The organism is Paenibacillus sp. FSL R7-0198 (genome assembly GCF_038000415.1).
In the GTDB taxonomy this organism is placed as follows: Bacteria; Bacillota; Bacilli; order Paenibacillales; family Paenibacillaceae; genus Paenibacillus.
Genome location: NZ_JBBOCB010000001.1, coordinates 3,363,880 through 3,377,791, shown reverse-complemented (window position 1 = coordinate 3,377,791; position 13,912 = coordinate 3,363,880). Strand labels below are relative to the sequence as shown.

The following is a 13,912-nucleotide window of genomic DNA, read 5'->3' as shown; positions in this document are numbered from 1 at the left end:
AATCGACAAAATTAGACGTCTCTCGCCATTGTGGATGGAAGGAATACATAGATGAGAAAACACTGGATTATGCTGACCATAAGCTTCATATGTATTGTCATTGTTCCACTGGGTTGGATCGCCCAGACGTTAATTAGCGAGCAGAGTAACCCTCAGGCCACAGATGGAAAAATTGACCTGACCCAATGGGACTTTGATCGCAAGGGTGCAGCGTCTCTAAAGGGTGTCTGGGATTTCTACCCTGGGCAGCTGCTGAGTCCGGCAGATATTGAAGCAAGTGTATCCGGTCGCAAGCCATTGCCGGCTTCGTCTGGTACTCAGGTTCCTGCCCGATGGAACAAATCTCTGGGGCAAGCGCATGGGTATGGAACTTATCACCTGCAAGTCCAGCTTACACCCCGGACGATGAAAAATGATTATGGTATACGCACACAGAATATACGCATGGCCCACCGGGTATTTATTGATGGTAAAGAGATTGGCGGCAAAGGCCTGCCAGGAAAGACCAAGGCGACAGATATACAATTAAATCTGCCCTTTACGGGATTCACGTCCATTGAGGGCAACACGGCTGACATTATCATTCAGGTATCGAACTATAGTTATTCTTCCGGGGGCATTGTAGCGCCCATTTTGTTTGGAGACGAGCATAGCATTCTGAAAAGCCAGCAACAAGATTGGCTCAAGGATCTGATGGCCTTATTTGGTTTTATCTTGCCAGCCGCCTTTTTCCTACTACTATTCAGATTACGACGTACGGAGAAGGAGCTTCGTTTTCTCGGATTATTCAGCCTTTCTGGTGCGATATACGCTCTGACACATGGGGAGAAGTTACTGGGGACGTTTGTACCGTTCCTGACCAATAATGAGATGCTTCGGATTCAGCTCCTTAGTTCAGCCTTTGCCTATTACTTTTTGCTTCGGTATATGGACGCCCGTGTGCCAGGAGCAGTTCATCAGTGGTTTGTTCGTCTGGCTGTAGTGTTGATCGTTACCCAGACCATTGTGGGTCTTACGCTCCCTCCCACGCTTTTCTCGTCTCTTGAGCTTCCCATGTTACTGATCTCCCTTGTTGTCATGTTCTATACGCTGAGAGCCATGTTTTATTGGTTGAAAGGACGGCCGAATGATAGCCACTTTGCACTGGTGAGCATGATGAGCATACTCATGGTTGTTGTGTTGCACACCCTTGGTGCGTTCACTACCCTAGACACAGCGTTCTTTGCGCTGATTGAACTTTTATTATTTGTATTTGCCCAGATGATTGTGACCGCAATCCGCTTTGCACAATCATTCCGAGACGTGGAAGCCCTGTCTGAGCGTTTGCTTGCCATCGACAGCCTGAAGGACGAGTTCATGGCTAACACGTCTCATGAGCTGCGAACTCCCCTGCATGGCATCATTAATATTGCGCAATCCATGCTGGAAGGGGCGGCCGGAGCAGTCACGCCCAAGCAAGCCAAAAATCTGTCCATGATTACTTCAACCGGAAAGCGCCTTTCACTGCTGGTTAACGATATTTTGGATTTTTCCAAATTAAAAAATAGTGAGATCGAGTTGAAACGGGTACCTGTTGATCTGGAATCCGTTGCTCGTACTGTGGTTGAAGTCTCGGGTTTCACGTTTGAGGATAAGCCAGTTATATTGATTCAGCAATGGCCCCAGTCGTTGCCACTTGTGGAGGCAGACGAAGATCGCCTAAGACAAGTTCTGTATAACTTGCTGGGTAACGCCTATAAGTACACTGAGCAGGGTGAGATTCGATTGTACGCTAGTGTTGAAGGGGATTGGGTGAAGGTATCGGTTGCTGATACAGGGGTAGGCATTGCCTTGGACAAACAGGAGGATATCTTCCAGGCGTATGAGCAGAGTAACGGCACGATCGAGCGATTGAATAATGGAACCGGACTGGGTCTCAGTATTACGCGAAAACTCGTTGAGCTTGGCGGTGGTGAGATCTGGGTTGAATCGGAGCCGGGGCAAGGTTCGACCTTTCATTTCACCCTGCCTGTTATGAAGTTGCCGCTGCTGCAATCTCATTCGAAACCAGCTGCCGCCCGATATGTTGCTGCACAGGGGGCAGGGACGAAGGAGCTTGTGACAAGAGAGTCAGATGAGCTGGATGAACTTACGGAAGCTGAGCATACGATTTTGATTGTGGACGATGACCCCGTGAATCGACAGGTATTGCTTAACCTTTTATCGACGGAACGATATCGGGTTATCGCAGCAGATAGCGGGTCCACCGCATTGAAACTTCGTGAAGAATTCCCGTCGATTGATCTTGTCATAACGGACTGGATGATGCCCAAAATGTCCGGACTTGAGTTATGTCGCAAACTGCGTGAGCACAGTTCCCTGTCAGAGTTACCGATTCTGATGCTGACCGCTCGCGGGTTGCCAGAGGATATCAAGCACGGATTCCAGGCGGGAGCCAATGACTTCCTGAGCAAACCGGTGGATGCCGGCGAATTGCGCGCCAGAGTTCGGACGTTAATTGAGATGCGGAGTTCTGTGCAGGAGGCTATTCGGACCGAAATGGCCTTTTTGCAGGCGCAAATCAAGCCGCATTTTCTATATAATGCACTCAATGTGATTATCGCGACCTGTGCAGTGAATCCGGACAAAGCAACCGATCTGCTGATTGAATTGAGTCATTACCTGCGTGGAAGTTTTGACTTCCAGAACAGGGAGCAGCTTGTTCCTTTGACCAAAGAGCTGGAATTGGTGGAGTCTTATGTGCATCTGGAACAGGCGAGATTTGAGGAAAGACTGGTGGTTGAGTATGAGGTGGAATCGGACGTGCATCTATATCTGCCACCTCTCAGTATTCAGCCACTTGTGGAGAATGCCATTCGCCACGGCGTGATGGAGAGGGCAGCCGGCGGGACAGTTCAGCTTAGAATTTTCAAAGAGAGCGAGCATGTGGTCGTTCAGGTTCAGGATGATGGTGTAGGTATCCCTCCTGAGCGTATGGCTCAGGTCATGTCAGGGCGCACCGAAGGTCCAGGAGGTGTCGGGCTGCAAAATATAAACCGTCGCATGATGTCTCTCTATGGTCAGGGACTCGAGATTCATAGCCATGTGGGTAAAGGCACGCAGATCCGATTCCGTATCCCTGTGCAAAAGGTGGATTATTCCAATTAATGTGCCGAGTTAAGCAATTATGGTTAACAGACTAATAAGCGGATGCCGATAAAATCGGTATTCCTATTGAATCTTTCATGGCAGGAGGCTGAAATAACGGTGAGAGCCATTGTGATCGATGATGAGAGGCCAGCGCAGCTTCATCTGGAGCGACTACTACGAGCGGACGGACGAATTACACCCGTGCAATGTTTTTCAACAGCTCGTGATGGTCTGCATTTTCTGGCAAACGAACGTGTAGATGTTGTATTTTTGGACATTGGAATGCCGGAGATGAATGGCCTGGAAGCGGCTGAATATATACAGCAATTGGATCAGAGTATTCGTATCATCTTTGTTACGGCTTATGCGGACCATGCAGTGGAAGCATTCGAGCTGCATGCACTGGATTATGTACTGAAACCGGTAAGCTCCGCCCGATTGACCAAAACCATTGATCGAATTGCGGGCATAATGTCGCATACTTCCCAAGTTGCAGCCACCGCCGAGATACAGGAATCGGCAAATGTATCTGTGGAGTTGGATACTGAAGTTCCGGGGCTGCTTACGTTCAAACATCTGGATATCTACAGAAGCTTGGATCAGGGTGCCAAGAAACATAAGTGGCGCACAACCAAATCACAGGAATTGTTTGCTTTTTTGTTTCATCACAGGGAAGAATGGGTAAGCAAGGAGATTCTGCTGGATAAGCTGTGGGGTGATGTTTCCCAGGAAAAGGGATTAACCCATCTACATACTTCCGTGTACCAGATTCGAAAGCTGTTTAAGGAATGGAACATGACAGGCAAGCTGGAGTACAATATGAACCGTTATCGCCTGTTATCAGGCAATCTGGTAAGTGATGTGGATCAATTCGAAAAATCCATGGTCTACAACGTCATCACATCAGACAATGTTGATGACTTGAGGCATATGATTCCGCTTTATCGTGCCGATTATTTGGAAGAGCATGATTATCACTGGGCACAGGCCAAAGCAAGGGAACTGAGACGGAAGTACACAGGGCTGGTTATGGATATTGCGAGATGGGACATGGAGCATGGTCGTGGCAAGGAAGCGATTGAGCAATTAACGATATTGCAGGAACGGGAGCCTTATTCGGAAGAGATCTGCCGACTCATGATGGAAGTGTATGCATCCATGGATGATCAGCAAGGCATACTTCGTTTATATCATTCATTTACATTGACATTAAATGAGGATCTGGGGTATCAGCCCGAGCCCGAAACAAGCAGGTTATATCAGAACCTGACGGACAAATAAACGTAAGTGCAGACAGGAGGGTGAGGCATGAAGTTATTCATACACCGCAAAGACTTGCGTACGGATGATCTGGCTGCATTCGATTATTTGCGGGAACACCAAGAAGAGAGTGTGCATGTTCTCATCTACGATGCATTTCTCCTGCGGCAAGGCCGAGAGAAGGAACACAGCGGTGTGAATTTCAGGCAGCATGCAGCGGAATTAGGCAGACGTTATCTTGAAGCCAAACGAAAACTGCATGTTGCTTATGGCAATCCAGCTGAAGTGGTTGAATTCATCTTGAACGAATTCAAAGGTGAGATTAACGAGATTGTGGTCCATCGGGATATGACGCCATATGCAATCGAGCGGGATAGGGCCATACGCAAAGTCAGTGAGGCACGCGAGGTTACGTTCACACAACTGACGGATCATCTGCTGATGGATCTGAATGGATTTGCCAATTTTACAGGCAAGTCGGAGCCTTATAAGGTATTTGCGGCTTTTCATCGGCGGTGGGTGGAATTCATGAATGAACATCCCAACCTTCCTTCGGCAACAACGGTTGCAGAGTTGAAGGTGAGTGATCGTCAGATTGAATGGCCGGATGCAATGCAGGTACCTCCGGAGTTGCTGGAGGGCAGTGGTTCGAATGACGAGGACCCGCATCTGCTGTTGGATCAATTTTTGTCAGATCGAATTGCTGAATATGGTGATCATCGGGATGAATATGAGGCGTACGAGCCGAGTCATCTCAGTTCTTACGTAGCTGTGGGAGCTGTATCCATTCGCAAAATGTATGATGCGGCGAGTCGCACGGCTGAGGCTGGGGAATGGATCAGGCAGTTGTGTTTCCGCGACTTCTATCTGTATCGAGCCGTCTATGAGAGTCACTATTTTACATATGAAAAGGTGTACGATCTCTCGGCTCTCCATGATGATCACTTTGAACGGTGGTGCAAGGCGGAGACTGGCATTCCGATTATTGATGCAGCGATGACGGAACTGAATGAAACCGGACATATGCCAAACCGGCTGCGGATTCTCACGGCGATGTTTCTCACCAAAAACCTGCAATGCCCATTCACCTTGGGTGAAGCTTATTTCAGGCGCAAGCTGAGTGACTATGATAACATTCAGAACCGAGGTAACTGGCTGTGGTGCGCCTCGCTTGGTGAGAACGCAGCTCCATATTTTCGGGTGAACAATCCGGTAACGCAATCGGAGAAGTACGATCCTCAAGGAGACTACATTCGAAAGTGGTTGCCAGATTTGAAGGATCTGCATAGCAAGGATATCCATCAGCCGCGCAAGGATGCCATTGTTGATCTGAAGGCATCCAGACAGGCGGCAATTGACGTGTATAAACAGATTCTGGCGAGTCGTGGGAAGTAGACTCAGTCAGGGGTGGATTCATGCCCAAACCCAAATTCACCATATTCATCCGGTTGATCCAATATTCATTTGGTTGAGAGCAGGATGTCCCACAGACCGCGTACTCGCGGTCTTTTTTACATATATAGACATGAAAATAGTGTGAAATGTGTTGAAAATTTAGGAATTGTTAAGAAAATGGACTATCCATCTTAAGCATTATGGCTTTTAATAGATAGAGAGCTTTATTGTATTAAGTCATATCTGACATATTGACGAACACATTAAGGAGAAACGTAAACATGAGTGAAACACTGAAAAGAGAGCGAATTCCAGAGCTGAATCTGGTGCGTGCCATGGCAATTATCGGCGTACTGTGCGTGCATTCCACGTCTTATGCGACGGTGGACATGACGGGCTCAGGCTACTACTGGCTGTACAACTTTATTAATATCTTTATGAAATATGGTACGCCAACCTTTATTTTTATGAGCAGTTTCGTACTGTTCTATAACTATTATTCCCGTCCGCTGGATAAGAAACTCGTGAGTAACTTTTACAAGAAAAGATTTGTGTATATTTTGCTTCCGTACTTCCTGTTTTCATTGATGTATTTTGTTTTGCTGCATTTCACGCATTATCAGGGCCGACCTTTCGGCGAATCGGCAGTAAGTTTCATCACGAAATTGTTTACAGGTAAGGCCTATACGCATCTTTACTTTGTGTTTATTAACATGCAATTTTATCTGTTATTCCCATTGGTGTTATGGCTGCTCAAGAAGTATCCTTCCGTGGTCAAATGGTCTGTACCGATTGGATTATTGATTCAATGGGCATTTATCGTAAGTAATAAATATGGATTCCAGGTACCCAACAAGGGAAGCTGGGCGTTCTCATACTTCTCCTATTTCATGCTGGGTGCTTTTATCGGGGTATATTTCCCTAAAATCAAGCAATGGTTTGTCATCAGTCGGGCCAATGCAACCAAAGGACGCGTAGCTTCATGGATTCTGCTCTGGGCGGTATGGATCATTGCCGGGCTTGGCCATGTGTATATCTATTACCTGCTGCGTCTGAAGATCGCAACCTATAACACACTGTGGTATGAATTCTTCTGGAATGTGCATACCTTTGCTTGTGCCCTGGTGCTTATCCAGATTGCCTATCTGCTCTATCGCAAAGGGCCTTCACTCATCGTCAAGCCGCTGAATCGGCTTGGGGCATTGTCCTTTGGCATCTATCTGATCCATCCCTTCTTCCTGCTGGTGTATCGTGAATTTCCACCGCAAACAGGTGTTTCCTGGTTAGTGCATCTGTGGTATGCCGGAGGATTCGGTGTAGCTCTAATCGCTTCGTGGATCGTCGTTGGATTGACGGCAAGGTTTGTTCCATATGCATGGGTCATCTTTGGCAATCTGCCGAAACCCAAACCACGTCTGGTCCCACAACAGAACTCGGGACAACTGGACGTTCGTTAAGATAGTTTTCCAACACAGGAATAATAAACCGTTTCTTGGTCGACCTTAGGGGAGAGCAGGGAGCGGTTTTTTTTGTCTATAAAGATATGTGTGATATGGGGAACGAGTGTTTCTTTTTCATGTATGAGGGGTAATCATAAGGCGGAACGATAATACATTATGGATAACAGGATTAAGGTGAATATAATGACAACATGCGAAAAATGCGGGAGACCGATGCAGGATATATTGGAATATGTGGAACACATTCTTCACGAATGCAGTGAACAGACTCAGGAGTACAATTCGAAAGATTATCAGGCTTTTGGCCATGAGGGTGTTCGCGAGCAGATGTGATACAATAGAAAGAAACCGGATTCATACGGAACCGAGGTGACAACATGGAGACGGGTCCAGCCCCTTTCCGGCAAGGAAAGACGGAACAAGAAGCGCGACTGAGCAAAACGTGTATGTATTGCGGACAACAGCGGCCGATGTCCGAATTCCGGCGCAGAACCGGAAAGCGGGCAGGTCCCGGAGCCAGGCGTGGAGCCTGCCGCAGCTGTCGCCAACTCGGTGGACAGGCTGACCACGATGCAGGTTCAAGCGTGGGCGGGCAAACGAATGAACGGATCGGACGTCAACGGGATGGCTTGGATACACGTGAGGTTACTGCCAGACCCTCTGCAACTGCAAGAAATGAGTCAGGTCGTACCTCTCATGTTATGGAGCAGGGAACTGCTAAGGTGTCTGAGTCTGACAGAAGTCTGGTGTCTCAACCGTCAGTAGAATCGTCATCTTTGAATGACGATGAACATGCTGACTTGGTGACTTCCTCACCCTCTTCTTCGGGTATTCGGAAGAAGAGGAGAAGACGGAGGAAGAGCAAGCGTTCAGAGAGCATAACGGGCAATGAGCTGAGAGAGACGAGTCTGGAGCAGGATGGTTTGGCGGGTGAGGTAGGAGATAAGCCACAGCCAGGTGAGCGCTGGCATGGGGAAGAAGGGCATTCGCAGGAGGGGCATGCTGCTGCGAATGATAAGGGCACTGCACAGCGGGCTGGCGCGCGAGCAGCCGCTGCTATGCAGGCCGCCGAGCAAGCTGCGGCGGCCCACCAAGTTCTGCTGCCGGCTGAGTCGCAAGGCCCGGCAGCAGAGCCCATGGCTGCGGATCAACCGACCGCAGCCAAACGCAAGCGCAAGCGGCGCCGCAAGCGTGCTGGCGCGCTCGCGCCCGGCGCAGGGCAGGCCCGCAGCGTAGCTGCTGAGGCCCATGCGCCGGCCCTGAGCGACCGTGGCGATGCCACCACGGTCGCTGCACCTACGGCGGCGGAGGCACAGCCTGCCGCCACCAGGCGCGAGCCCGGGCAAGCGCCGGGGGCTGCTGCGGAGGCAGGGCCTCCGCCGCCCGTGCGCCAGCCTGGCTCGCCAGGGTCCAAGCCGCGCCAGGCGCGCAAGGAGCGTGCGCCCAAGGCGAACGGCGAAGACGCTGCCCGCGTTGCATCCGGGCAGCGACCCGCGCATGCCAGCCGTAGCCACGGGGCTGGCACGGATGGCCGCCCCCGCCGCCAGACGCCGTCGGCCCCGGTAGCCATCGACCCGGAAGATCCGGCTTCGCTCCGGACCAACCGGCAAGGCATGGTACGGATGCGAGGCAAGACCGACAAGGGCAGACGCTGGCATCAGGAAGTGGACATGGAGCTTGCGGTCACGCTGGTGAAGGAAAAAGCCGCTGTGGTGGTCAATCGGTACACAATTCGCCGATTGTTCAGCAACAAGGATTTCAAGCGGTATATTCTGACCCGGGATCACTACACCTGTTACTTCTGTGGATCGTATGGAGATACGATTGATCATCTGCTGCCACGTGCCAAAGGTGGACACACCACCCCGCTCAACTGTGTCTGCGCTTGTAATCTGTGCAACCAGTCCAAAGCGGCGATGGATGCCGAAGAGTTCATGCGTTCCGGTATTCCCGAATGGAATGCTGCACATCAGGCAGAACTGATTGAACTGGCAATGCAGGAAGCGCAGTTGGAAGAAGGATAAATACCCCCAAAGAAGGATCGGGGTTCCGATATGAAGAGCACACCAAGACCACAAGAGGTCGAGGTGTGCTTTTTTGTATTTAATTTTGATTCCGGTGGAGAGTCAGTTCACTGTGCAATAATTTCTTCAAATTGACAACGGTGTTCATCGAAGATGTACGTTATACTGGGAGGGAGTTGCTAAAGAAGCTTCATCATCCATATGAATGATGAAATGTATAGTGAACATCAAGCCTGAGAACTTAGACTGTATAGATTGGATGGATGCAGATGACCCCGGCAGCATTGGACATTATGTCATATATTACGGAAGAAAATATTCGTTTCTGGCTGGAGAAGTTTCGCTCCCTTGGCCCGTTACCGGGAATTTTGCTTACGTTTATGAAATCATTTGTGCCGCCGCTTCCAACGCTATTAATTGTAGGCGTGAACGGTGCGGTATATGGTCTGTGGGCAGGATTTTTATATTCATGGATCGGCATGGTGCTCGGTTGTACCGTTACGTTCCTGATTGTGCGGGAGATTGGGAAATCCGCCTTTGTAGAGCGATGGGCACGCAAACCTCGTGTGCAACGCAGCATGGTATGGATTCGAAGGAATGCATTCAGTTATGTTTTTCTGCTGAGTATCTTCCCGGTAGGTCCATTCGTCATTATTAATGTGGCGGCAGGTATCGCGCGAATGCGATTGTTATCCTTCCTGCTTGCAGTGGGCTGTGGTAAAGCGATCATGATTTTCTCTGTTACGTACATCGGTTCCAATGTGGAACAATTTCTGGAGCACCCTGTACGCTGGGTAGGCGTATTACTGTTCATCGCGGTATCCCTGTGGGCAAGCCGCAAACTGGAGCGACACTTTACCCGTTCATCGTCAGATGGAGAAGATCTACATGATCTGAATCAACCCTCTGGAAAATCGATTTCCTCTTAAATATTTATGGTTTGATAAATTCAATGATATAGAGGGATGTCATGTCGATTCGTGCTCGTTTATTGTTATCTTATATTCTGATGTCTTTCCTACCCTTGATTCTTTTGGCGATTACGTTATACCTAATATTAAATGCCTTTGTTGGTGATTTTATAGGTCGCTATCATCTTGATTTTAGCGATAACAAAAATCCTTTTAAGGTCATTATGACCGAGCAAAAAGAGGTCTTCACTGATATGAAGTTGCAGGCCTCTACCGATCCGGATCAACTGCTTAATCCCTCTTTGCTCGATAGTTGGGAAAGCCAGCTTAATCCAATTAACATGAGCATCGTTTTGCAAAAAAACAATCAATTGGTATATGCATCGCCTTCCTTGGATCAAACAGAGGTTGCAAAAGCATTTGATTCCATTGAAATGCCCGGTAGCTTTGTTGATTATTTTTATATCTCGAATAACTATACATTTCAATACAAAGATCTGAGCGAAGGCCATCTATATATCGTGACCGATATAGGGCCTTTGTCTGAATATCTGGGAAAATATTTAGTGATTTCCCTCCTACTATTGATAGCTATCATCTTCCTCACCAACGGTGTACTTACCTATTTTGTATTTCGCAGCACAGTTACCCCGCTACAAAAATTGCGACGTGCTGTCGATCAGATCAAAGAGGGTGATCTTGATTCGACTGTACATTTTCAAAAAGATGAAATCGGCGGACTATTTCAAGCCTTCGAAGAGATGAGAGCACAACTGAAGCATTCCAAGGCAGTTCAACTGCAGTATGAGGAGAATCGGAAGGAACTGGTCTCTAACATATCGCATGACTTAAAAACGCCGATTGCCAGTATTAAAGGTTATGTTGAGGGCATTCTGGACGGTGTTGCGGATAACCCGGATAAGATGGATCGATACATCCGGACAATCTATGCCAAAACAAAAGACATGGACAAGTTAATCGATGAATTGTTTATGTTATCGAAGCTGGATATGGGGAAACTACCGTTTTATTTTGAAAAGGTGAACATTAACAAATTTCTCGAAGATTGTACCGAAGAGATGCAATTTGTCCTGAAGGAAAAAGGGATTAACCTTACACTCGAGCTGTCTACGAGTGAGCCTGTTTTGATTAAGGCGGACCGCGAAAAGCTCAAACGAGCCATCAGCAATATTCTGGATAATGCTGCGAAATATATGGATAAAGAGCAGGGAATCGTTCAAATCCGTTTACAAGATGAAGGCGAATGGGTTCATTTGCAGATCGAAGATAACGGACAGGGAATGCGAGAGGATGAGCTTCCTCATATATTTGAACGATTTTATCGTTCCGATCTGTCGAGAAACTCAGAGACGGGTGGTAGTGGATTAGGTTTGGCAATCGTCAAACAGATCATTGAAGAACATGGCGGCGAAGTTCAGGCTGCCAGTGAAGCTGGGGTTGGCACAAGGATATGGATCAGGCTGAGGATGGTGATGCCACATGAGTAGAATCTTGATTATAGAAGATGAGAAGAGCATTGCCGAACTGGAGCGTGACTATTTGGAGATAAACGGGTATCAAGTCGATGTGGAGTACAGTGGCGATAAGGGGTTAACCCGTGCCTTGAATGAGCTTTATGACTTAGTTATTCTGGATGTCATGCTTCCCAAAGTAGACGGATTCGAGATTTGCCGAAAGATTCGCAGTGAAAAAGAGATACCGATTATTCTGGTCTCCTCCAAAACGGAGGACATTGATAAAATTCGTGGATTGGGTCTGGGCGCTGACGACTATATTACGAAACCGTTTAGTCCCAGCGAAATGGTAGCCAGAGTGAAGGCACATCTTTCTCGATATGAGCGTTTTCTAGGTAAGCAGCAACATGAGGAAATAAGCCTCGGGGGTCTGCGGATTAATAAAACAGCGAGAAGAGTGTTCGTGAATGAAACAGAAGTCCAGTTTACGACAAAGGAATTTGATCTTCTGGCCTTTTTGGTAGCCAATCCAAACCGGGTGTATAGCAAAGAGCAATTGTTTGACCGGATATGGGGCTCTGAGTTGCTGGGGGATCATAACACCGTTGCGGTACATATTCGAAAATTACGAGAGAAAATTGAGGCTGATAGCTCCAATCCACAATACATAGAGACCATCTGGGGAGCGGGATATCGAGCCAAGCCCTGACAGATGTTAAATGTCTCAACAAGACTTTCAGCGAAACGAGCTGGGAGTCTTTTTTTTATTTTTCAATCAGTAAGTTTATCAAAATTTAAACTATGTTTATGTTTTGAAAATACCTTCTTTAATGCTGGATAATATGGCGCATTTAGAATTGGGAGTATAGAAATTTTCCAATGGGAATGGAAAAGGAGTCGTTAGACATGAAGAAGATGGTACGTATAGTTGTGTATTTCTTGGCCTTTATTCTTCCACCTGTTGTGGTGGGGTTAGTCAATATTAGCAGCTTGCCAAGGGCTGGCCAATTTACCGTACAGTCGTCAGCGGAACAGATCGCTAGAAATGCAGAGCCTCCTGCATATGATGCTCAAAAACCAACGGTGGCTGTCATGCTGGGTGCTGAGAAAACCGAGGCTATCGACTTTATGGCTCCATACCAATTGTTTGTAGCCTCAGAGGCTTTTAATGTGTATGCCATAGCCCCTGATAAACAGCCAACTACCCTAACGGGCGGGCTTAAAGTTATGCCTCATTATTCTTATGCAGAGCTTGATGAGATGCTGAAGAAGGAACCGGATGTGATTATCATTCCGTTTATCCCTCCAGGCTCAGACAAGGGAGATCAAGCGGTACGGGATTATCTATTAAAGCATTCAAGCGAGAAAACAATCATATTGTCCATCTGCAATGGAGCAGAAAATTTGGCGAGCACAGGTCTTTTGGACGGTTTATCTGCAACAACTCACTGGGGTGATATTAATGGGGTCGAAAAAAAATATCCTGAGGTGAACTGGGTTCGCGGAATGAGATATGTGGATTCGGGTCATATCGTTAACTCATCTGGTCTCAGCTCTGGTATAGATGCATCGTTTTATGTAATTAGCAAATTTGCTGGTGAAGACACGGCGAAGAATCTGGCTGCGAGCATCCACTATCCAACCTATCATTTCGTTGGCAACCCTGAAATGGAACAATATAAAATGCAGCTAAGTGATACCTATGTCTATTTAAACTATGCCTTTAAAAAGAAGGAAGAAACAGGTGTGCTTCTGTATCCAGGAATGGATGAGCTTTCCTTAATAACGGTATTTGATACTTATCCAGCGACCGGAACGACTCGTTTGATCACGATTGCTGATTCGTATGAGCCGATTCTAACGAAACATCATCTCTATCTCTTCTCTGAGTACGATGTTGCAAGTGCGCCCGAAGTGAACCGAATGCTGTTGGCAGGGGGGCAAGTGAAAGGATTAGCCAGCACCGTTATCGAACATTGGAATAAGAAAAGCGAAAATACTGAACTGGTTTATCTGAATGCCGATGCCCCAAATCGTTATGTTTTGGAGCCGATCCTGGAGGACTTGGCGAAACACACGGATGTTCTGACGGCGAAATATGCTGCCAGACGCTTGGAGTACAGGGGTGAAGACATGCATTTGACAGGAAGCCCTGTATCCCTAGGCAACATTTTTAAACCTATGCTTATCGGACTGTTGTCATTATTACTTGTGATGTTTATATTCCGATTGTTCAAATCTAAAACAAACTGAGTTAT

At 47.5% G+C, this 13,912-nt stretch carries 10 protein-coding genes and 1 pseudogene; all 11 read left to right on the top strand.

What is annotated here, in order from left to right:
• Positions 1-51: 51 nt before the first annotated feature.
• Positions 52-3,147 (top strand): ATP-binding protein, encoded by a 3,096-nt coding sequence (locus MKY87_RS14525; RefSeq protein WP_340965162.1) that lies wholly within the window; start codon positions 52-54, stop codon positions 3,145-3,147.
• A 99-nt stretch (positions 3,148-3,246) separates the two neighbouring features.
• Entirely contained in the window at positions 3,247-4,410 is a 1,164-nt protein-coding gene (locus MKY87_RS14520; RefSeq protein ID WP_339787942.1) for a response regulator, read from the top strand.
• 27 nt (positions 4,411-4,437) lie between these two features.
• The gene (locus MKY87_RS14515; RefSeq protein ID WP_338589239.1) at positions 4,438-5,784 is read left to right on the top strand and encodes a cryptochrome/photolyase family protein; all 1,347 of its coding nucleotides are present in this window, start codon (positions 4,438-4,440) and stop codon (positions 5,782-5,784) included.
• A 281-nt stretch (positions 5,785-6,065) separates the two neighbouring features.
• A complete protein-coding gene (locus MKY87_RS14510; RefSeq protein WP_221819908.1) occupies positions 6,066-7,241 on the top strand; it encodes an acyltransferase in 1,176 nt (391 codons plus the stop codon).
• A 186-nt stretch (positions 7,242-7,427) separates the two neighbouring features.
• A complete protein-coding gene (locus MKY87_RS14505) occupies positions 7,428-7,577 on the top strand; it encodes a hypothetical protein (protein WP_340965159.1) in 150 nt (49 codons plus the stop codon).
• A 189-nt stretch (positions 7,578-7,766) separates the two neighbouring features.
• A complete protein-coding gene (locus MKY87_RS14500; protein WP_340965156.1) occupies positions 7,767-8,009 on the top strand; it encodes a hypothetical protein in 243 nt (80 codons plus the stop codon).
• Between the two features lie 815 nt (positions 8,010-8,824).
• A pseudogene (locus MKY87_RS14495) lies at positions 8,825-9,268 on the top strand (HNH endonuclease); the annotation flags it as partial.
• A 293-nt stretch (positions 9,269-9,561) separates the two neighbouring features.
• Positions 9,562-10,197 (top strand): TVP38/TMEM64 family protein, encoded by a 636-nt coding sequence (locus tag MKY87_RS14490; RefSeq protein ID WP_340965154.1) that lies wholly within the window; start codon positions 9,562-9,564, stop codon positions 10,195-10,197.
• 41 nt (positions 10,198-10,238) lie between these two features.
• Positions 10,239-11,687: a sensor histidine kinase gene (locus MKY87_RS14485; protein WP_340965152.1), complete on the top strand. Its 1,449-nt coding sequence runs from the start codon at positions 10,239-10,241 to the stop codon at positions 11,685-11,687.
• A complete protein-coding gene (locus tag MKY87_RS14480) occupies positions 11,680-12,363 on the top strand; it encodes a response regulator transcription factor (protein WP_340965150.1) in 684 nt (227 codons plus the stop codon). The genes MKY87_RS14485 and MKY87_RS14480 overlap by 8 nt, the downstream gene beginning before the upstream one ends.
• A gap of 197 nt (positions 12,364-12,560) precedes the next feature.
• On the top strand, positions 12,561-13,907 hold the full coding sequence (locus MKY87_RS14475; protein WP_340965147.1) for a DJ-1/PfpI family protein: 1,347 nt from the start codon (positions 12,561-12,563) through the stop codon (positions 13,905-13,907).
• The last annotated feature ends 5 nt before the right edge of the window (positions 13,908-13,912 follow it).